The following is a 20,881-nucleotide window of genomic DNA, read 5'->3' on the forward strand; positions in this document are numbered from 1 at the left end:
ACTCGGGGGCGCGTTCGTCCGGTGGCCTTCTCCCGGTGATCAACACCGGCCTACCGTCGGAACCATGGGACGCGGGGACCTGGCGACGCTGGTGCGCATCTGTGATCCGGCGGGCCGGCCGTGCGGGACGGGCTTCGCCGTGGACGACCTGGGCACGGTCGTCACCAGCCATGAGGCCGTCGATGGGCTCGACCGGATCGTGCTGCGGGCGCCCGGCGGCGGAGCCGTGGCCGCCGACGGTGTCACATTCCTCCCGGAGGCGGATCTCGCACTCGTCCGGACCACGGGGCTCGGACTGAGACCCCTGCCCCTCGCCGTCCGGGACCGGCCCGAGGACGGCGCGTACGTGCGCATCCCCGCCGGCGGCTGGCGCGAGGCGCGCGTCCTCGGGGAGATCCCGGCCACCTACACCGTGGCAGGCCGTGCGCACCGGCTCGACGGCGCAGTCGAACTGGCCGTCGGCACCGAGGGAAGCGACGCCCTGGGCCCCGGCGGTGCGGCCACGGGCGGACCGGTGGTGGACACCAGGACCGGCTCCGTCGTGGCCGTCCTCGCGGGTACCGCACCCGCCACGGGACATCCCGTGGCGGGGCTCGCCGTACCCCTGCGCACGGCCGCCGCGATCGACCCCGCCGGGCCGCTCGCCGCGCTGCTGCGGCACAACGCCCGGACCGTCGCCGGGTTCGGGGCCGATCTCAATCTCGCCGGCGCCCTGCGGCTCGCCGCGGTGTCCCTCGGCCCCGCCCGCCCGGTCCGCGCCGGGGACGCCCGGTCCGAACCCGTCGAACGCGCCCACGTGGTCCGGGAGTTCACCGAGTTCGAGGAGTCCCCGGCGCTCGTCCTCGCCCTGACCGGCGCCCCCGGCAGCGGGCGGACCACCGAACTCGCCGCGCTCGCCACCCGCCGTGCCCACCACGGAACGGAACCGGCCGTCTCGATCTGGCTGCGCGGCGCCGACCTCTCGGCGGACGACCGCGGCCTGGCGGACGCCGTGGCCCGTGCGCTCGCGCGCTCCGGCCGGGTCGTCGCCGGTGTCACGGCCCATCGCAGCGGTCCCTGGGCGGTTCCCACGGCCGGCGCCGAGGCAGCACCGGACCATGTGGCACGGGTCGCCCGGGAGGCGGGCCGACCGCTCTTCGTCCTCCTCGACGGCCCCGAGGAGATGCCCCCCGCCCTAGCCGCCCGGCTCCCCGACTGGGCGGCGGAGACGACGCGCTGGCTGCGCGGGCACGGCGTACGGCTCGTCCTCGCCTGCCGGCCCGAGTACTGGGAACGGACCGCTCCGCTGTACCCGGCGGCCGGCATGCGCCGGCCCGCCCTGCACCTCGGCCCGCTGACCGAGGGGGAGGCCCGGCGGGCGAGGACGCGCCTCGGACTCCCGGCCGCTGCGCCGGCCGCCTCGGACGCCCGCCATCCGCTGGCCCTCACGCTGCTCGCGGAGGTGCGGGAAGCACTGCCCGACGACGTTCCGGGACAGCCGTCGCGTGAGGACGTCCTCTCGGCGCACACGGACCTGATGTGCCTGCGGGCCGCCACGCGGATCGCCGGGGCCGCTGGGGCCGAGCCGGAGGCGGCCGCCGTGCGCCGGCTGGCGGCCCGGGTGGCCGGGCGGGTCCACGAGGCCGCACGCCACTGCCTCGGCCAGGGGGAGGGCGGACTCGACCGGGAGACCTTCGGGAACCTCTTCCCCTGGCGTACGGGCTGGGCGTCCGCGGTGCTCGCCACGGGACTGCTGGTGCCCGCCGGCGGCGGGTACCGCTTCGCCCACGAGGAAGTCGCCGAGTGGCTGCAGGCGGCGCACCTCGACGTGGACACGGTCCTGCATCCGCTGCTGCGCCGCCCGGGGCCCACGGACCCCGCCGCCTCGGACGGAGCCGCACCGGCCCTGCCCCGGCACCGGAAGGGCACGGTCGTCCAGGCCCTGCTGCTGCTGGACCGCCGATCCGGGGAGCCCGCACTGGCACCGCGGCTCGCGGCGTTGGTCGACGTGCTCGACGGCCTGGACGGTTCGCCGGGGTCCGGCGGGCCCGAGAGCCTGGACGTGCTCGACGGACTCGACGGCTCCGACGGCAGGTCCGACCCGGGGCTCGGGCCGGGCGCGGACGTGCGCTGGTGGGCCGCCGGACTGCTCAGGGAGACGCTGCTGCGAGTGCCGCGCGCCCGCCGGTACCTCGGCGTGCTGCGCACCCTGGCGGACCGCATCACCCGGCGCTCGCTGCGGCCGGGTGGCCCCCGCCGGCCGGCCGCACTCGGCGAGTTCGGCCCCTCGTTCTGGCAGGCGCTGCACATCGGCGAGGCCGAGCGCATCGACCTGCTGCGCCGTCTCGTCCCGGCCGACGGACCCCCGGACCGCGCCGGGACCGCCCGCGGCGGCACGCCGAGGGGCGCCGCTGCCGTGATGGACGGCGCGCCGCCGGGCCACGCCGGCGCATTCCCGGCAGGCACGCTGCCCGGTGCCGGCCCGGCCCGTTCGCCGCGGGGCGATGTCGGGTCGGCGGCCAGCGAGGTGTCGGGCGCGGGACCGGCCGGGTCGCCGGGCGTCACCCGTCCCGCGCCGGGCGGCCGACGGCACGGGGAAGAACCGGGTGCCGCCCGGCCTCCCCGCTATCTGGACGCGGTCGCCGAACGGCTGGCCCGGTCGCCCCGGGCCGTCCAGCCGCTGCTCTGCCGGTGGTTCACCGACGACCGGCCGCTGCCCGCCGCGCCCGGCGCCGCCATCAGGCCCACCGTCGCCGCGGCGGCCCAGGCGCTCCTCCACACCCACCGGGGACGGGCCGTCGACGACCTCTGCGAGGCGCTCGTCAGCACCGTGCACCCCCGTGCCCGGGAGCTGCTGGCCGCGCTCGCCGAGGACGAGCCGTCCGCCGTCTGCCGGGCCGTCGACCGCTGGGCCCACGACGACACCCGGCCGGTGCGCCGGCTCGCCGCGGCCACGTACGCCCCCGTGGTGGCGGCCCACGTCACCGGCGAGGGCGACCGGGACCTGCTGAGATACGCGGCGCTCGCGTTGCTCGCGCGGCCCGCCGACAGCGCTCTGCACGGCGCGGCGCTGGCCGTCCTCGTCCGCGACCCGCGCAGCCGGCCGTGCTACCTCGCGAGGGCCCTCGAGGCGTATCGCGACCACGATCCGGGAGTCCCCGCAGACGTTCTCGTCAGTGCGGCAACGACCCACCCCGAGCCGGTGTTCGCAGCCTTCCGCGCCGCGCTGCGCCGACCGGGCGACGGCGCGGGCGACGTGCTGCGGGCGCTCGCGGGACTCGGTACGCCCGCGCTGGCCCGCCGTGCCGCCGGGCTGGTGAGCGAGTACGTGGGCCTGCGGCCCGCCGGTGCCCCGGACGCGGCGGCCTTCGTCGGGCTCCGGCTGCGGCAGGGCGCGTCGGCGCGAGCCGTGCTCCTGCCGCTGGTCGTGGACCTGCTGCGCGGCCGCCCCGTGCAGGTACGCTGCGCGGTCGCCGCCGTGCTCGCCACACCGGGGGGCCCGGCCGGCGAGCCGTTGCGCACCGAGCTGCTGGACGTCCTCCTGGAGCACGAGCGGTACGCGGGCGGGGACCCGGAGGTCCTGGACGCCCTGCTCCAGGCAGCCGTGTGCGCGCCGGGAAGGCGACCGGCGGGTTCCCGAGTCCGCGAACTGGTCCATCGTGTCGGCCTCCTCCTCGTGCGCACTCCCGAGGGCGCGAACCGCTTCGACCGCCGACTCGTCGAGCTGGCCCGCCAGGTGCCCGGATTCGCCGCCGAGGTGGTGAGCTGGCAGGCCGCGGCGCCGCGGGAGTGGGCGGTGGTGATCGGACCCAGCACACGCCGGACGCTGGAGGTGTTGAGCAGCCAGGTGCCGATGCCGACGGCGTTGCGCGGGCATGGCAGTCTTAGACCTGCGTGAGAAGTCATCCTTGCGTACACAGGTTCGATAATTCGGGTTCGGGCGAGGAGCGGTCACAGTGCAGCGCTGGCGTGGCTTGGAGGACATCCCCCAGGACTGGGGGCGCAGCGTCGTCACCATCGGTTCCTACGACGGCGTGCACCGCGGCCACCAACTGATCATCGGGCGGACCGTGGAGCGCGCCCGTGAGCTGGGCGTGCCGTCGGTCGTGGTCACGTTCGACCCGCACCCGAGCGAGGTCGTGCGCCCCGGCAGCCACCCGCCGCTGCTCGCTCCGCACCACCGGCGTGCCGAGCTGATGGCGGGACTCGGTGTGGACGCGGTGCTGATCCTGCCGTTCACCTCCGAGTTCTCGAAGCTGTCGCCCGCCGACTTCATCGTGAAGGTGCTCGTGGACAAACTCCACGCCCGCACGGTCATCGAGGGGCCCAACTTCCGCTTCGGCCACAAGGCGGCCGGCAACGTCGACTTCCTGGCCGAACTCGGCCGCACCTACGACTACGAGGTCGAGGTGGTCGACCTGTTCGTGCGGGGCGAGGCCGGCGGCGGCGAGCCCTTCTCGTCCACGCTGACCCGGCGGCTGATCGCCGAGGGGGACATGGAGGGGGCGGCGGAGATCCTGGGCCGTCCGCACCGGGTGGAGGGCGTCGTCGTCCGCGGAGCCCAGCGCGGCCGCGAGCTCGGCTATCCGACGGCCAACGTGGAGACGCTGCCGCACACCGCGATCCCCGCCGACGGCGTCTACGCGGGGTGGCTCGACGCCGGCGGCGAGCGGATGCCCGCCGCGATCTCCGTGGGCACCAACCCGCAGTTCGACGGCACCGAGCGGACCGTCGAGGCCTACGCGATCGACCGCGTCGGCCTCGATCTGTACGGGCTCCACGTGGCCGTCGACTTCCTCGCCTATGTACGCGGCATGGCGAAGTTCGAGTCCGTCGATGCCCTTCTCGACGCCATCGCCGCGGATGTGAAGCGCGCCCGCGAACTGACCGCGGAGTACGACGCGTAGGGCGCCACGGCCCGGCGCCCGGGAGCCGGGGCGCGAGCGGGGCCTCGGCATGAACCGGGGTGCCGCCTCGCCCCGTGCGCGCCCGTGGGTCCGTTCGGACCCCGCCGGGCGGCAATCCCCGCACGGACCCTTCTCGGGCCGCCTCACGCCCTCGGCGGGACCACCGGGTCCCCATTGCCGTCGAGGCCCCCTCCGGGAGCCGCCCCCGTCGAGACCGCCCAGTGGCAGGCCACCGCAGCCGTCGAGCCCCCGGCGAGGACCGGCGGATCCTCCGTACGGCACCTGCCCGCGACACCGGCGGCGTCGGCCGCTCCCGAGGCGAGGACCTGGCAGCGGGGGTGGAAGCGGCATCCGGGCGGTACGCGCGAGGGGTCCGGCGGTTCGCCGGAGAGGACCACCGGCGCCACCGCCGACTCCGGAAGCACCGACAGCATCGCCTGTGTGTAGGGATGTCGAGGGTGCGTCAGAACATCCTCCACCGTACCCGTCTCCACGATGCGCCCCAGGTACATCACGGCGACCCGGTCCGCGATGTTCCAGGCCAGGCCCAGGTCATGGGTCACCACCAGTGCGGAGAGGCCCAGTTCATCGCGCAGACGCAGGAGCAGTGCCAGGATCTCGCCGCGTACCGAGGCGTCCAGGGAGGCCACCGGTTCGTCCGCCACGATGACTTCGGGCCGGAGGACCAGCGCGCCCGCGATCACCACACGCTGGCGCTGGCCCCCGGACAGCTCATACGGGTAGCGCAGGAAGAACCGCTCCGGCGGCCGCAGACCCGCGCGCGCCAGCGCCTCCGCGACGGCCTCCCGCTCGCCGCCTTCGTACCCGTGGATCCGCAGCCCCTCCGACACCGCCTCGTACACGGTGTGCCGCGGGTTGAGCGATCCGCTCGGGTCCTGCAGCACCAGCTGCACCCGCTTGCGGTACGCCTTCAGCGCCCGGGAGTCGTGGGCGAGCGGCGCGCCTCCGAAGGACACCCGCCCCGCCTCCGGCCGTACCAGACCGAGCAGCGCCCGCGCCAGGGACGTCTTGCCGCAGCCGGACTCGCCGACCAGTGCGACGATCTCCCCAGCGCCGATGTCCAGATCGACCCCGTCGACGGCGCGCGCCGCGGCGGCCCCCCGCCGGCCGGGGAAGGACACCCGGACACCGGAGGCCGACAGCAGGGGGACGTCGGCGGCATCCGGGGACGCCTCCCTCCGGTCCGTTCCGGTCTCGTCGACAGCGCTCATGCTTCCTCCCGCACATCGACGCGGACACAGGCCGCGAGCCGGTCCGGACCGGCCCGGCGCAGCTTCTGCTCGTCCCTGCCGCACACCTCCAGGGCCACCGGGCAGCGCGGACGGAACGTACAGCCCCCCGGCAGTGCCGAAGGGTCGGGTGGGTCGCCCGGCAGCCCGCGCGGGGCCCGGCGCGACGCGGGATCCCCGATCCGCGGGAACGCCGCCGACAGCGCCCGGCCGTAGGGGTGCTCCGCCGCGTCGTACACGGCGCGGGCCGGGCCCTCCTCCACCACCCGGCCCGCGTACATCACGGCGAGGCGGTCGCAGGTGCCGGCCAGCACCGACAGATCGTGACTGATCATCAGCAGTCCGATGTCCTGCCCGGACACGAGCTGTTCGACCAGTCGCAGGACCTGAGCCTGGACCATCACGTCCAGCGCGGTCGTCGGCTCGTCGGCGACCAGCAGCCGGGGGTCGCAGGCCAGTGCCATCGCGATCATCACACGCTGTCGTTGCCCGCCGGACAGCTCGTGCGGGTACGCCGCCGCGCGCGAGGCCGGCAGCCCCACCTGCTCCAGCAACTCCCCGACACGCCGACGCGCGGCCCCGTGCGTCGCCCGGCCGTGCACGAGCAGCGGCTCCGCGATCTGGTCCCCGATGCGGTGCACCGCGTTCAGCGAGTGCATGGCCCCCTGGAAGACGACGGACGCCCCCGCCCACCGCACCGCCCGCAGCCGGCCCCACTTCATGGTGAGCACGTCCTCGCCGTCCAGCAGGATCTCGCCGGACAGCCGGGCCGATCCGGGCAGCAGCCGCAGCAGCGCCAGGGCCAGCGTCGACTTCCCGCAGCCCGACTCGCCCGCCACCCCCAGCTTCCGCCCGGCGGCGAGCTTCAGGTCCACTCCGCGCACGGCCGGGACGGCTGACGCCCCGGACCCGTACGTCACCCGCAGGTCCCTGATCTCCAGCAGACTCAACGGGCCACCCCCAGCCTGGGATTGAGGACGGATTCGACGGCCCGCCCGCACAGCGTGAACGCCAGCGCCACCAGCGCGACGGCGATCCCGGGCGGCGCGAGGTACCACCAGTGGCCCGACGACACCGCGCCCGCCTCCCGGGCGTCCTGGAGCATGCCGCCCCATGACACCACCGACGGGTCACCGAGCCCGAGAAACGCCAGCGTCGCCTCGGTGAGGATGGCGGTGGAGATGCCGAGGGTCGTCTGGGCCAGTACCAGGGGCATCACATTGGGCAGCACATGGCGGGTCATGATGTGCCGGTGGCCGCCGCCCAGGGCTCTCGCTCGCTCGATGTACGGCCGCGACTCGACCGCGATCGTCTGCGCGCGCACCAGCCGCGCCGTCGTCGGCCAGGTCGTGACCCCGATGGCCAGGATCACCGTCCACACGCTCCGCGACAGCACCGTGGCCAGCACGATCGCCAGGACCAGGGTCGGCATCACGAGGAACCAGTCGGTGATCCTCATGACGACCGTGGAGAACCAGCCGCCGTAGTGACCCGCGACGATGCCCACGAGCGTACCGATGGCCACCGACAGCACGGCGGCGAGCAGGCCCACGGTGAGCGAGATCCGGGCCCCCCAGACGAGCAGCCCGAGCAGCGAGCGCCCGAACCGGTCCGTGCCGAGCGGGAAGGCGCCGCTCGGCGACTCCAGCGCCCTGCCGGGGGCGTGGGTCACGCTCTGGACGTCGGTGCCGACCAGCAGCGGCGCGGCGACGGCGATCAGGGCGAGCAGTGCCAGACCGGCGAGGCCCACGACCCCGGCCCGGTGGGTGCGGTACCGGCGCCAGAAGCGCGCGACCGAGGCGCGTCGGCGCGCCCAGTGCAGGGATCCGGTCATCGGCCCACCCTCGGGTCGAGCAGCGGATAGAGCGCGTCGGCGAGCAGGTTCATCAGGATCATCGCCCCCGCGAAGACCACGAACAGCCCCTGCACCAGGGGCAGGTCGGGGACGCTGAGCGCCTGGTAGAACAGCCCGCCGAGCCCGGGCCAGGAGAAGACCGTCTCGACGAGGATCGACCCGGCCGCCACATGTCCGAGGTTGATGAACACCATCGTCACCGTCGGCAGCAGGGCGTTGGGAACCGCGTGCCGTCGCCGCACGTCGTCGTCCCGCAATCCCTTGGCCCGGGCCGTCGTCAGATAGTCGCCGCCCATCTCGTCGAGCAGCGAGGAGCGCATCACCAGCAGCGTCTGCGCGTAACCGACGGCCACCAGCGTCAGCACCGGGAGCACCATGTGGTGCGCCACGTCCAGGACGTGCGCGACACCGGACGTGCCGCCCGATTCCATGCCTCCGGTCGGGAAGACGCCCGGCACCGGCCCGATCCCCACCGAGAAGGTGATGATCAGCAGCAGCCCGAGCCAGAACGACGGCACCGACCACAACGTCAGCGCCACGCCCGTGTTCAGCCGGTCACCGAGCCCGCCGTGCCGCCACGCCGAGCGTGTACCGAGCCACAGCCCGAGCGCCGAGTAGACGACCACCGCCACACCGGTGAGCAGCAGCGTCGCCGGAAGCTTCTGGGCGATGAGCTCGCCCACCGGCGCACGGAACTGGTACGACATGCCGAGGTCGCCCGTCAGGGCGCCGGTGCAGTACTCGGTGAACTGCCGCCACAGTGGCAGATCGAGCCCGAACTGCCGTCTCAGCGTGGCCAGTTGCTCGGCACTGGTCGGCATGCCGTGCGTCATCGCCTTGACCGGGTCACCGGGGATGATCCGGAAGAGGAAGAAGCTGGTCACGAGGACGGCGAACAACGACACGACCGCCCCGCCGAGTTTGCCGGCGAGGTACGCCGGATAGGCGGCCGCCCTCCCGCCGGACGTCCGGGCTCCCCCGCCGGGGGAGCCGTGCCACGGCGCCACGACCTTCATCTCGATCCCGGAGGCGCCCGGTGGGGCGGTGCCCGCCGGGGCGTCCGGGGCGTCCGGGGCGTCGGGGGAGGAGCCGGAGGAGTTCGTGGTGCTGCTCATCGGCTACTCGCGGTCGTCGGCGGTGGCACGGCGGCGCCGACTGGTGAGGACGCCGACCGCTATGACCAGGACGACCGAGATCCCGATGCCGATCGCGACAGCGGCGGACGAGCCGCCACCGCCCGAGGCCGCCCGGCCCGCGGCGGCGGGCTCGGCGGACCACCAGCTCCAGTAGCCGTCCTGCCCGTACAGGTTGCCCCCGGCCTCGGGCATCGTCGTGATGGACTTGATCTGGTCGGTGCGATAGGCCTCGAGCGCGTTCGGGTACACCATGACGTTCATGAGGCCGGTGTCGTACAGCCGGGACTGCATCTGCCGGACCAGGCCGCCGCGCCTGGCGGTGTCGTACTCCACCGCCTGCTGCGCGTACAACTCGTCGAACCGCTCGTCGCAGATGAAGTTGTCCGTGGCACCGGTGTCCCCGGGGGTTGCGGGCAGGGCCGAGCAGGTGTGGATCGACAGGACGAAGTCCGGGTCGGGATTCACCGACCAGCCGTCGAACGCCAGGTCGTAGTCACCCTTGAGCCACGGGTCGGACACATTGTCGAGACAGTCGACCTTCAGCCCGATGCCCAGGTCCCCCCACCACTCCTGGAGGTACTTGCCGACCGCCTTGTCGTTGGGGTCGGTGGCGTGGCACAGGATGCGGAAGTCCAGCGGCCGGCCGTCCTTGCCCGTCCGCTTGCCGCTGCCGTTCTTCCGGTAGCCGGCCGCGTCGAGCAGGGCGGCGGCCTTCGCCGGGTCGTGGGCGATCCGCTGCGAGGCGTCCGGCCTCCAGAAGTACGGGGCGAATCGGGGCGGGATGTATCCCTCGCCCTCCACGGCATGGCCCTGGAACACCTTGTCGACGATGGTCCGCCGGTCGACCGCGTGGAACAGTGCCCTGCGCACGACCGGATCGAGCAGCGCGGGGTGACCGCTGCCGAACCGGCCGCCGTTCTTCGCCCGCGCGCCGGGGTTGGCGGCCAGGGCGAAGAAGCGACGCCCCGGGGCGTCGTTGACCTTGATGTTCTCGGCGTTCTCCAGGGAAGCGGCCTGTGCCGGGGTGAGATTGGGGACGAAGGACACCTCCCCCTTGCGCAGCGCGGCGACCGCGGCGTCACCGTCCTTGTAGTACCGGAAGACGAGTTCGTCGAACTTCGGTGCGCCCCGCCAGAAGCCCTTGTTGGGCTTGAGCCGGATGTACTGGTCGACCTTGAAGTCGGTCAGGACGAACGGCCCGTTGCCCACGATCGGGAACGCCTTGTCGTTGTTGAACGTCGAGAAGTCGCCGACCTTCTCCCAGATGTGCTTCGGCACGATCGGGACGTCCAGCGCCGTCATGTTGGCCTGGGGCTTCTTGAGCCGGATGACGAGCGTCGTCCGGTCCGGAGCCGTGACCTCGGCGAAGTTGGCCGTGAAACTGCCGTTGGCGGTCGCGGCGTTCGGGTCCTTCATCATCTTGTTGAAGGTCCAGGCCGCGTCCTCGGCGGTGGCGGGTCTGCCGTCGGACCAGGTGGAGTCCTCGCGGATCGTGTACGTCCAGGTCAGCTTGTCCGGGGACGGGCTCCAGGCGGTGGCCAGACCCGGTACCGGGCGCGCGTCCCCGGGGTCGTAGTTCGTCAGGTACTCGTAGATCAGCCGGTGGACGCTGGTGGAGACGAGTCGCTGCGCGAGGAACGGGCTGAGGGAGTCGACGCTCTGCGAGACGGCCACGGTCAGAACGTTGTCCGCCCCGTCCTTGTCGTCGCTCCTGCCGTCGTCCTGACTCGTGCCGGTGCCGTCCCGGCTCGTGCGGCCGTCCGTGAGCTGCCCGGTGCCGTGCGTGGAACGTTCTGCCCGGGGCTGAGCCTGTGCCTGGGCCGGTGTCCACGGTGGTACGGCTGACAGCGCGGAGGCCGCGATACCGCAGACGAGCAGCAGCCGCAGCAGGCGACGCGGGCGACGTCCCGGCCGCGAGCGGAAGGGGCGGTTCGGGCGGGGGGAGCGGTGCGGAGCCGTTGTGATCATGGGACGTTGACCTCGCGTCGTAACTCGCATGGAGGAGGCACGTGGATCTTCTGGGCGCCAACTGGTGATGCGAAGGTCTATCAGCGTGGTCCAGACGAGTCAACGATGCCGTGACGCCGCGTCAAAACCCTTGTGGGCTGCATGAACGCCAAAGAGCCCGCACCGTGGAAAACGGTGCGGGCCCTCATTGGTCTGAACCGCTGACGCCCTACTGCTGAGAGGCCGGCGGTGCCTGCGGCGGCTGTTGCCCGGGGTAGCCGTAGCCGTAACCACCGGGCGGGAGCGGTCCTTGGGGATCGCCCTGGCCCGGCTGACCGGACTCGCCCGGCTGCCGGCCGGAGGTCCCGCCCTGGGCCGGCGGCTGACCCGGCTGGGGAGGCTGCGCGGGGAAGGCTCCGGGCGGTGTCTGCGGCGGCCCGGCCGGGTTCGGCACGGAGTGAGCCCGGGACGGCGGAGTCTGCTGCCACGGCTGCTGCCCGCCCGGCATCGGCCCGCCGTACGGCTGCTGCCCGCCATGGGGATCCTGTCCCCCGAACGGGGGCTGCCCGCCCTGCGGCGGCTGCCCCGAGTACTGCGGGGAGTGACCGCCGTGCGGCGGCTGACCCGGGTGCTGCGGACCGCCCGGCTGGGGCGGCTGACCCGGCTGCTGCGAAGGCTGCCCCGGGTGCTGCGGCGGCTGGGGGGCCGGCGCGTACGGCATCCCCGGCTGCGGATGTCCCCCGTACGGCTGGTTGGGCATCGGCGGTGCCATGTGCGGCGGCTGGTGGCCCTGGCCGCCGGAGGTCCACAGGCCCTGCGCCTGCTGGGCCCGGGCGAAGTCCTCCGCGACCATCGCGGACAGGTTGAAGTACGCCTCACGCGTCTTCGGGCGCATCATGTCCAGGTCGACCTCGGCGCCCGCGGAGAGATGCTCGTCGAACGGCACGACCACGACACCGCGGCAGCGGGTCTCGAAGTGCTGCACGATGTCCTCAACCTTGATCATCTTGCCGGTCTCGCGGACACCGGAGATGACGGTGATCGAACGCTGCACCAGCTCCGCGTACCCGTGTGCCGAGAGCCAGTCGAGCGTCGTGCTCGCGCTGCTCGCGCCGTCCACGGACGGGGTGGAGATGATGATCAGCTGGTCGGCGAGATCCAGCACGCCCCGCATCGCGCTGTAGAGCAGACCGGTCCCGGAGTCGGTGAGGATGATCGGGTACTGCCTGCCCAGCACGTCGATCGCGCGTCGGTAGTCCTCGTCGTTGAACGTGGTCGAGACGGCCGGGTCCACGTCGTTGGCGATGATCTCCAGGCCGGAGGGCGCCTGCGAGGTGAACCGGCGGATGTCCATGTACGAGTTGAGGTACGGGATCGCCTGGACCAGGTCGCGGATGGTCGCGCCGGTCTCGCGCCGCACCCGTCGCCCGAGCGTGCCGGCGTCCGGGTTGGCGTCGATCGCCAGGATCTTGTCCTGCCGCTCGGTGGCCAGGGTGGCGCCGAGCGCGGTGGTGGTCGTCGTCTTGCCGACGCCGCCCTTGAGGCTGATGACGGCGATCCGGTAGCAGGACAGCACCGGTGTGCGGATCAGGTCGAGCTTGCGCTGCCGCTCGGCCTCCTCCTTCTTGCCACCGATCCTGAACCGGGCCGAGGCGGAGGGGTTGCGGCTCGACTTGGCCTTGGGCTTGGTGTTCCGCAGCAGACGGTCGGACGAGAGCTCCACCGCCGCCGTGTATCCCAGCGGAGCACCCGGCACGGAACGCTCGCGCTGGTCGTGCGCGACGGGCTGGGGCCAGGCCGCACCGGTCCGCGGGTCGACCGGGCCCACCGGGGGCTGCTGTATCTGCCCGTGCGGATGCGGCTGTCCGGGCGCCTGGGCGGGCTGCTCCGGCGGCGGCTGCTGCGCCGGCGACCGGGGAGCGGCCGGCACCGGAGGGTGCGGCGGCTGCCCGCCCTGGGGCGCGTGGTGCGGCGGCTGCCCGGGGACACCTGGCTGCCGGCCCGCCTGCGGGAAGCCGTAACCGCCCTGCGGGGGCCGGGCGTCGGAACCGGGAGCGGCAGGCGGCAGCGGAGCACCGGGCTGCTGCGCCCGGGGCAGCCCCGGGCCGTCTGCCTGCTGGGGGAAGCCGTAACCGGGCTGCGGCGCAGCCGGGTTGGGGTGCTGTACGTCCTGCCGGGGCTGCTGGTGCGCCTGCTGGGGGAAGCCGTAGCCGGTATGCGGGGCGACGGGGTTCCGGTCCTGGAGGTCCGGCTGCGGGAAGCCGTAACCGGGCTGACCGGGCGCCCCCGCGGTGGGCGAGGTCGGCTCGGGCCGAACGGGCGACGGGTACTGGGAGCCGGCGGCCGCGGGCTGGTCCGTGGACTGCGGTTGTACGGGCCACTGGGGCGCGGCGGCGGGCGCGGCGGGCGGGAAGGCCGGCGGCAGCGGTGGCAGACCGCCGCCGTCACCCTGCGCGGCGCCCGGAGCCGGAGCCCACGGTTGTGCGGCGGCCGGCGCCGGGGAGGCGTCCTGCGGCGTCACCGATGGGACCGCGTCCTGCGGGGTGGCGGGCTCGTGGACCGCGTCCTGCGGCGCTGCGTCCCCGGGCACGGTGTCGGCAGGCGTGCCGTCCCCGGGCGCGGTGTCGGCGGGCGCTTCGTCGGAGGGCGTGCCGTCGGTGGGACCCGCGTCGGCCGGCCGACGGTCGTGGGCGGCGTCGTCCCGTTCTGCGTCGGGTCCGACATCGGCGGACTCGCCCGCCTCTCCCTCGGCGTGGGCCGCGTCCGCACGCCCGCCCACAGCCGCGGGACCGTCCTCGGGCGCGTCGTCATCCTCGTTCCGCTGAGCGACGGGGCTTCCGGCCTCGGCCACAACGCCCTCGGTGGCCGTGCTGCCGCCGTCGTCCTCGGGCCCGGACGCGTCCTCGGGCCCGGACGCGTCCGCGCGTCCGCCGCGCGTCCCGCCCTCGGCCGCGACGGAATCGTCATACCGGCCGCCGGTGTCCGAGGCGGGTGACGGAGCCCCGTCGGAAGCCCCGACGGCCCCCTGCTCCGCAGCGGCCGCCGCCTCGCGTTCCGCGATCTCACGCTTCAGCGCGGCGGGGGAGAAACGCATCGTCGCCCCGCTCTCCACATCGCCGCCGCCGAACGGCTGCGACGCCGCGTCTGCCGGAACGGCGGGGGCATCTGCGGGAGCCGGACCGCCCGCTGCGACTCCCGCCGCTTGGGCCGGATCCCGGACCGGATCGTGAGCCGGGCCCTGAGCCGTGGCCACCGGCTCGGACCCGGGTGCCGGCTCGTAAGGGGGCACGGGTGCCTGGTGGTGCGCCGGGGCGGGCGCCACCGGAGGCCAGTTCGGCTCGAAACCGCTGCCCGGAGGCAGGCCCGGCACGGCGACCGGAGCACCGGACGGCGGCGGGGGAGTCGCCCCCTGCGCGGGGGAGCCGCCCGCCGTGTTCCCCGACGCGTTCTGCGTGTACCAGGCAGGCGGGGTGTAGTCGATGGTGAACTCACCCGTCATCTCCGAGGGCTCCGCGTCGGACTGATCGTCGACGGGCGTGCTCCAGCCCTCGCGGATCTCGTCCCGATCGCCGTTCACTTTGCCTCCTGTGGTCGAGCACCCTCGTGCCGTGGTGGGTGGGGGCGACCGTGACCGTCGTCGGTCCGCCCGGCTCTCCCCCCGTACGACGCCGCGCACCTGCCCGCAGGTTCTTGCTGCGCCCTGACCCACCCTAATCGCCAACACCGACGGTACGGCAGGCCGGACCGTCCACCGACGGCTGTCCGCCGCGCCATCCTCCGCCGCGGCTCACCCCAGGTGGCAGGCGGCGTCCACGGGGTGAGGGCGAAACCGGCAAAGGCGTGGGCACCGGGGCACTCGAGGCGTCACAGGATCGACACAAGTGCGGACGTCCGACGGTCAGCGCCCACCGTCGAACGCGGCCGGGGCAGCCGCCCCGCCGCGGCCGCACCGACCGAGCACCCGGCACCGGGAATTGAGCGGGCAGGTCCGGTCTCCCGCCCCGGAGTCCGGAACCAGGCCCCACGACCGGCCCGGGGTCCTCGGCGTGGACGGGACTCGCCGCCGCGGCCCCCGAGCGCGGAACCGGACTCGCCTGGTCCTCAGCGCAGGTCGAACTCCCCGTCCCTGGCCCCGAGCACAAAGGCCCGCCACTCCGCCTCGGTGTAACGCAGCACGGTCCCCGGGTCCAGCGACGACCTCATCGCGACCGCACCGCCGGGCAGGTACGCGATCTCGACGCGCTCCTCGTCCGGGCTGGTGCCGGGCGCGCCGCGCCACTCGACGCCGGAGATGTCGAGGGCGTACAGCTCTTCCTTCTCTTGTGCGCTGCCCATGAGTCACGCTTCCTTTCGGTGGTGCCGAGAACCAAGTGCCCCGAACGGGCCCGGTCGTGCACCGTCCCCCACGAGATCCCCAAAAGGGGCCGCGCATATGGATGTTGCCCGGGTCACACCGGGCATCCTATCCAGCGACGTTCAGGACCACAGCCGCTCGGGGACAGGCCGCAGGATCACACGGGGACGGCCGGACCGCCGGCGGCCGGGACGTAATCAGTCCATCCGGCGGGCCACACCCAGCAGGCCCGTCTCGGCGTCCGTCCCGCTCGTCATCACCCAGTGGCGCTCGCGTCCCGACACCCACAGCGTCACCCCGTCGGCGAGGGTCGGCAGGGCATCGGTCTCCGCCCGCCCGAGCCCGAGGATCCGGCCGATCTGCTCGGCCTCCTGCGGCGAGACCCGCTGCACGCCCACCAACGTGGCGTCCCGCAGGAGCCGGGGCGCGACCGGACTCAGATACGGCAGCAGCGTCAGCACCGACTGCCACGGCGACGACACCACACGCCCCCGGGGAGGCCGCATCCCGCAGTCGCGGACGACGACCACCGGACTGCCGACAGTGGCACCCATCGGCGGCACGCGGCCCACGTCGTGGAGCGTGATGCACTCCAGGCCCGCTCCAGCCGCCTGCGCCAGTGTCGTCCACGCCCCGGACCGCCCGGTCTCGACCGCCACCCGGGCGCCCGTACCCGCCGCACGCAGCGCCAGCACCTGCGCCGTCCAGAGACCGCCGATCAACAGCACGTCGTACGGAGTCGAACGGTGGAAACCCACGATCTGGGGACGGCCCTCGGCGTCGTCGCCGATCACCACCCCGTCGTCGCCCACCGGCAGGGACAGCGCTCCGAGGTCGTCCGCCGCCATCGTGTGCCCCGCGTGCCGGGGGCCGAAAAGCCCCCTCAGCCCGCGTGCGGAGCCCGCCGCCGTACCCATCACCGCGCACCTCCCAGAGGCATCGTCGCCAGCGCGCCGGGCAGCTGCTCGCGGTCGAGCCGCAGCAGCCCGACCTTGGCCGCGCGTGCGGCCTGCTCCAACACCCGCCGCACTCCGACCAGTTCGGTGTCCGAGCCACCTGTGATCCGTAGGTGTCCGCTCACCGCCAGCGCACCCTGACGCGCGCCGCGCCGCAGCGTGAGACTGAACGTGGTCGCATGGGCCGGGGCCGAGGTCAGGGCCGACACGAGCATGGGCAGCGGCTGCGCCCCACGCCCCAACTCGGGCCAGCGGCCGACGGCGTACGTCGTGTGCCAGCGGTCGTCGCAGCGCCAGACGCGGGAGGTCTCGGCGGTGCGGCGCTGGGCGGCGGCACCCGGCCGGCCGGCGAGCGCGGCGGCCCGTGGGCTCGCGCAGACCGCGGTCGCGATCGTGGAGTTGAGCTCCTCCTGGTCCAGGACCACCGCCTGGAAGCCGGCCCCGGTGAGTCGGCTCGCCACATGGTCGGCGGCTCGCACCAGACAGCGCTGCGCGCCGTCCACGCCGCCGCCCCTGGCCTCGACGGCCTCGCGGCAGAGCTCCGGGTCCAGCTTCACGGCAACCCACGTCATCCTCAACGCGGGTGCACCCGTGCGTTCCTGCAGGGGGGCGTAGGACAGTCGGGCGACCGACTGCTGCGGCAGATGCGGCGCGGGCGCGGACCGCACCTGCTGGACCAACTGCACGGACTCCACGGCGATGTCGTCGACCTGCAGCGCACCGCCGAGCAGCGACATCGGCAGTGCCCGCGACCCGAAGGCGGGACGCAGCCCGGAGCCGCTCGCCTCCACCCGCACGACCGCCGTCAGGAACGAGCCGTCCCCGAGCATGCCGACCGTGCGGCGATCGCGGTCCACGTAGGTGAACGGGCGTACCCCCGGAGCGGCTTCCGCGAGAGGCGCCAGAGAGGGATCCACGTCCGCGCCCGCGGGCTCGGCCGCCCGGCGGCGCGCCCTCAGGCGGAGGGCCGTGGACAGCCAGTCCGGCAGCGCGTGACCGCGCCGCCGGACCACCGCGAGAAGCAGCAGGGCCGCTGCGGCGGCGCAGGCGGGGACCAGCCAGAGACCGCCGAGCGCGGCGCCCACCAGGACCACGGCGAGCGCCAGCTCCACGAGCACCAACTGCCGCAACTGGAACGGTCCGATCCGGCCGGCGCTCGCGAGGGGCCGCAGAGTGGTCGCGGCCGGAGCGGCCCGGGGTCCACCGTCCGGCGGGACGTTGCTGCGTTGCCGCCGGGAACTCTCAGGGGTCTGTCCGGAAGTCCGCCCACTTCGCGAGCGAGTCGCCGTACCCATCGCCGCGTTGCCCCCTCGTGTCCGTATTTACCAAATTCCCATGGGCGTTGACCGGGCGATCACCCTACCTGAGCAGTGGGGCGCAAGTGCCAGCAGGCATAGTAGGGGCTGTGCGGCGACGGGCCCCGGCACGGGGGCACGGCAACCTGGTCGCCCCAGCGGGGAGAGGGACAGCGGACAGATGGCATCACGTCGGGACGAACTCAACGCATACACCTTCGCGAAGCGGAGATTGGTCGCGCAGTTCGTGCAGCCCAACACGACGGGTTCGGAGGAAGGGGCGCCCCGGCCCCTGCGCGCGGTGGTTCCCGGAGCCATCGTGGCCGTGGTGGTCCTCGCCGTCTTCGGCGCGTGGGGCATGTTCAAGCCGGTGGCACCCCAGAACTGGGACAAGCCCAAAGAGAACGTCATCATCGCCAGCAAGTCGACGACCCGCTATGTCGTGTTGGAGACGAAGGGCAAGAAGCAGCTCCACCCCGTGCTGAACATGTCGTCGGCGAAGCTGCTCCTCGACCCCGACAAGGGCAAGGTCATCAACGTCGACGAGTCCGTGCTCGACAACGGCAGGATCCCGCACGGCGCAACGCTCGGCATCCCCTACGCCCCGGACCGCCTGCCGGACGCCGAGGAAGCCGGCGTCGCCAAGCGCTGGGCGGTCTGCGAACGGCCCGGCGAGGGCGGCCGCACCATCCAGAAGGCCGCCTTCGTCCTCGCCGAGCGGGAGGAACGGAAGACCGAGGGGGCCCAACGGCTCCGCGGCGGGGAGCTGATCTACGTCGAGGGCCCCGACACGACCCGCTGGGTCGTCGACGCCGGCGGCACCGCGTACCCCGTCGACAAGGACGAACTTCTCCTGCGCCAGCTCGTCGGCCTCGGACGGGCCCCCCAGCGGGTGTCCGCCGCGTGGCTGGACACCCTGCACAAGGGCGACAAGGTCGGCTTCCCGACGGTTCCCGGCGCAGGCCGGGACGCCGGCGTCCCCGGCGACCTCCCGGACGAGGTGAACAAGGTGGGCATGGTCCTCAAGGCCACCGACGGCACCCGGGTCCAGCAGTACGTCGTCCTCAGCGGCCGGGTGGCCCCCGTGACCGACTTCACGGCAAAGCTGCTGCTCAGCAGCCGGGACCTGATCGGCCTCGGCCAGGACGGCCGTGCCGAGCCCGTCAGCGCCGCCGCCTTCCGGCCGGGCCGGGCGTTCGGCCAGGACAAGAAGTGGCCCGAGCACGCCCCGGCGCCCGTCAACTCGGCGAGCACGGACGAGGGAAGCCGCAACACCGTCTGCAACGTCCTCCGTGAGGTGGACGACGACGGCTCCACCACCCTCAGCACCTGGGCGGGCACCGAGTTCCCCGCCACCCTCCCCACCGGTTCCAGCAGCGCCTACGTCACCCCCGGCTCCGGTCAGCTCTTCCGCCAGTTCAAGGGCTCCCGTACGGACACCGGGTTCCTCTTCCTCGTCACCGACACCGGACTGCGGTACGCCATGCAGTCCAACGGCGACAGCGCGACGGACGACTCCGGGATCGGTGCCTCCGGATCCAGGAAGGAGCGTGAGGCCCGGCAGCAGGAGGCCCAGCAGGCCCAGAACCGGCTCGGTTACAAGGACGTCGACCCCGTGCCGGTGCCGGCCGCGTGGTCCTCCTTCCTGCCGACCGGCCCCCGTCTCTCCACGGGCGCCGCACGCCAGCCGCAGGGCTCGTGAGGCGGTACCCGACATGACGCACACGTACCGGCGCCTGCTGGCCGCCCCGGCGGCCGTCGCGCTCGCCCTGGTGGCCGTGCCCGCCGCACCCGCGCTGGCGGACGGCCCCGACCAGTGCACCTACCCCGGCAAGCAGTACGAGGGCCGCCCCTGGGCGCTGCAGCGCGTCCTCCTGGACGAGCTGTGGAAGCAGTCCACCGGCAAGGGCGTCAGGGTCGCCGTCATCGACACCGGCGTCGACGTCAAGAACCCGCAGCTGACCCCGGCGGTCGACGTCAGGAGCGGCAGGAACCTCCTCGACAGGAACCTCAAGGACGCGTCCGGCAACAAGATCGAACGCGGCAACGAGAACGGCACCTCCGACACCGTCGGCCACGGCACCAAGGTCGCGGGGATCATCGCCGCACGCCCCGCCAAGGGCACCGGCTTCGTCGGCCTCGCCCCCGGGGCCACGATCATCCCCATCCAGCAGAACGACGCCGAGGGGCACGGCACGGCCAGGACCCTCGCGACGGCCATCGACCACGCCGTGGCCGAAGGCGCCGGCGTCATCAACATCTCCCAGGACACGGCCGGCGCCGTGGAACCCGCCCCCGAGCTGATGCAGGCCATCGACAAGGCCCTGGACAGGGAGATCGTCGTCGTCGCCTCGGCGGGCAACGACGGGACGGGCGGGAACGTCAAGAAGACCTACCCGGCCTCCTTCGAAGGTGTGCTCGCCGTCGCCTCGTCCGACCGCAACAACGAACGGGCGGCGTTCTCCCAGTCCGGCGACTTCGTCGGCATCGCGGCCCCCGGCGTGGACGTCGTCACCACGGTTCCCGGCGGCGGCCACTGCGCCGACAACGGCACCAGCTTCTCCGCGCCCTACGTGGCGGCGGTGGCGGCGCTCGTGAAGAGCAAGCACCCGGACTGGACGCAGGAGCAGGTCGTCGCCCAGCTCCAGCAGACCGCGGAACGGTCCATCGCGGGGCACGACCGCCTCGTCGGCTGGGGCGTCGTCGACCCGGTGCGCGCGCTCACCGAGGACGACGAGCCGATCGAGAAGCCCGTCGCCCACGAGGGCCTCTCCGGCGCCGAGGCCCCGACCCCCGCCGAACTCCACCTCGGCGAGACCGCGGATGAACGCAACGCGCGCCTCGCGACGTACGTCGTGGTGGGCGGCGCGGTCCTGGTCGCCGTGATCGTCGGCGGCGCGGTGACGGTGCGGGACGCGCGGCGGCGGGCGAGGGGACGGGGGACGGGGGCGGTGACATGAACGCCGGCGGACCACGGGGCCGTTCGCGTCTGAGTAGCCGTACGGATTCGAAGCCCGTTGCAACCGCATAGGGTCGACAGGTCGTCGGACGAAGGGCGGGAGTCGGGGGAAGTCGGGTGGCGGGCAAGCCACTTGGGCCTGTCAGAGGCAGTGACTAGAGTGGCCTCTGTGTATGAGTGAATGATGAGTCACAACGTTCCACGATCACGTTGTGTGAATTTCTTGTGATGACTGTAAACGGG

General features: G+C 73.7%; 13 protein-coding genes. 4 read left to right on the forward strand and 9 right to left on the reverse strand.

Features of this window, described 5'->3' with window-relative positions; genetic code table 11:
- The first annotated feature begins 64 nt into the window (after window positions 1-64).
- Window positions 65-3,877 carry a trypsin-like peptidase domain-containing protein gene (locus AB0J10_RS19240; RefSeq protein WP_363063043.1) on the forward strand — a complete coding sequence of 1,271 codons (3,813 nt, stop codon included), beginning with the start codon at window positions 65-67 and terminating at the stop codon, window positions 3,875-3,877.
- A 58-nt stretch (window positions 3,878-3,935) separates the two neighbouring features.
- Window positions 3,936-4,886 (forward strand): bifunctional riboflavin kinase/FAD synthetase, encoded by a 951-nt coding sequence (locus AB0J10_RS19245; RefSeq protein WP_363063045.1) that lies wholly within the window; start codon window positions 3,936-3,938, stop codon window positions 4,884-4,886.
- A gap of 143 nt (window positions 4,887-5,029) precedes the next feature.
- Here the strand turns inward: AB0J10_RS19245 and AB0J10_RS19250 are convergent, their stop codons facing one another.
- From AB0J10_RS19250 to eccE, 9 genes are all read right to left on the reverse strand, one after another.
- Window positions 5,030-6,118: an ABC transporter ATP-binding protein gene (locus AB0J10_RS19250; RefSeq protein WP_363063047.1), complete on the reverse strand. Its 1,089-nt coding sequence runs from the start codon at window positions 6,116-6,118 to the stop codon at window positions 5,030-5,032.
- Window positions 6,115-7,086, reverse strand: a complete 972-nt coding sequence (locus AB0J10_RS19255) for an ABC transporter ATP-binding protein (RefSeq protein WP_363063049.1) — start codon at window positions 7,084-7,086, stop codon at window positions 6,115-6,117. Before AB0J10_RS19255 ends, AB0J10_RS19250 begins: the two co-directional genes overlap by 4 nt.
- On the reverse strand, window positions 7,083-7,970 hold the full coding sequence (locus AB0J10_RS19260) for an ABC transporter permease (RefSeq protein WP_363063051.1): 888 nt from the start codon (window positions 7,968-7,970) through the stop codon (window positions 7,083-7,085). The genes AB0J10_RS19255 and AB0J10_RS19260 overlap by 4 nt, the downstream gene beginning before the upstream one ends.
- Window positions 7,967-9,106 (reverse strand): ABC transporter permease, encoded by a 1,140-nt coding sequence (locus AB0J10_RS19265; RefSeq protein WP_363063053.1) that lies wholly within the window; start codon window positions 9,104-9,106, stop codon window positions 7,967-7,969. The genes AB0J10_RS19260 and AB0J10_RS19265 overlap by 4 nt, the downstream gene beginning before the upstream one ends.
- Window positions 9,107-9,109: 3 nt before the next feature.
- A complete protein-coding gene (locus AB0J10_RS19270) occupies window positions 9,110-11,095 on the reverse strand; it encodes an ABC transporter substrate-binding protein (protein WP_363063055.1) in 1,986 nt (661 codons plus the stop codon).
- A gap of 208 nt (window positions 11,096-11,303) precedes the next feature.
- Window positions 11,304-14,651 carry an SCO5717 family growth-regulating ATPase gene (locus tag AB0J10_RS19275; RefSeq protein WP_363063057.1) on the reverse strand — a complete coding sequence of 1,116 codons (3,348 nt, stop codon included), beginning with the start codon at window positions 14,649-14,651 and terminating at the stop codon, window positions 11,304-11,306.
- A gap of 524 nt (window positions 14,652-15,175) precedes the next feature.
- Window positions 15,176-15,409: a DUF397 domain-containing protein gene (locus AB0J10_RS19280; protein ID WP_363063059.1), complete on the reverse strand. Its 234-nt coding sequence runs from the start codon at window positions 15,407-15,409 to the stop codon at window positions 15,176-15,178.
- Between the two features lie 216 nt (window positions 15,410-15,625).
- Window positions 15,626-16,345, reverse strand: a complete 720-nt coding sequence (locus AB0J10_RS19285; protein ID WP_363063061.1) for a hypothetical protein — start codon at window positions 16,343-16,345, stop codon at window positions 15,626-15,628.
- Entirely contained in the window at window positions 16,345-17,679 is a 1,335-nt protein-coding gene (gene eccE / locus AB0J10_RS19290) for a type VII secretion protein EccE (RefSeq protein ID WP_363063063.1), read from the reverse strand. Before eccE ends, AB0J10_RS19285 begins: the two co-directional genes overlap by 1 nt.
- 181 nt (window positions 17,680-17,860) lie before the next feature.
- On the opposite strand from eccE, the gene eccB reads away from it, so the two are divergent.
- The gene (gene eccB / locus AB0J10_RS19295; RefSeq protein WP_363063065.1) at window positions 17,861-19,381 is read left to right on the forward strand and encodes a type VII secretion protein EccB; all 1,521 of its coding nucleotides are present in this window, start codon (window positions 17,861-17,863) and stop codon (window positions 19,379-19,381) included.
- A 13-nt stretch (window positions 19,382-19,394) separates the two neighbouring features.
- A complete protein-coding gene (gene mycP / locus AB0J10_RS19300; protein WP_363063067.1) occupies window positions 19,395-20,639 on the forward strand; it encodes a type VII secretion-associated serine protease mycosin in 1,245 nt (414 codons plus the stop codon).
- Window positions 20,640-20,881 lie beyond the last annotated feature (242 nt).

Source organism: Streptomyces sp. NPDC049887 (assembly GCF_040656535.1).
GTDB lineage: Bacteria > Actinomycetota > Actinomycetes > Streptomycetales > Streptomycetaceae > Streptomyces.

What these genes read in the sequence shown, in the direction of transcription:
- AB0J10_RS19260 (WP_363063051.1), bottom strand. Translation starts at nt 7,970, where the DNA reads ATGACCGGATCCCTGCACTGGGCGCGCCGACGCGCCTCGGTCGCGCGC.
- AB0J10_RS19240 (WP_363063043.1), top strand. Translation starts at nt 65, where the DNA reads ATGGGACGCGGGGACCTGGCGACGCTGGTGCGCATCTGTGATCCGGCG.
- AB0J10_RS19285 (WP_363063061.1), bottom strand. Translation starts at nt 16,345, where the DNA reads ATGGGTACGGCGGCGGGCTCCGCACGCGGGCTGAGGGGGCTTTTCGGC.
- AB0J10_RS19270 (WP_363063055.1), bottom strand. Translation starts at nt 11,095, where the DNA reads ATGATCACAACGGCTCCGCACCGCTCCCCCCGCCCGAACCGCCCCTTC.
- AB0J10_RS19265 (WP_363063053.1), bottom strand. Translation starts at nt 9,106, where the DNA reads ATGAGCAGCACCACGAACTCCTCCGGCTCCTCCCCCGACGCCCCGGAC.
- AB0J10_RS19280 (WP_363063059.1), bottom strand. Translation starts at nt 15,409, where the DNA reads ATGGGCAGCGCACAAGAGAAGGAAGAGCTGTACGCCCTCGACATCTCC.
- AB0J10_RS19250 (WP_363063047.1), bottom strand. Translation starts at nt 6,118, where the DNA reads ATGAGCGCTGTCGACGAGACCGGAACGGACCGGAGGGAGGCGTCCCCG.
- eccE (WP_363063063.1), bottom strand. Translation starts at nt 17,679, where the DNA reads ATGGGTACGGCGACTCGCTCGCGAAGTGGGCGGACTTCCGGACAGACC.
- mycP (WP_363063067.1), top strand. Translation starts at nt 19,395, where the DNA reads ATGACGCACACGTACCGGCGCCTGCTGGCCGCCCCGGCGGCCGTCGCG.
- eccB (WP_363063065.1), top strand. Translation starts at nt 17,861, where the DNA reads ATGGCATCACGTCGGGACGAACTCAACGCATACACCTTCGCGAAGCGG.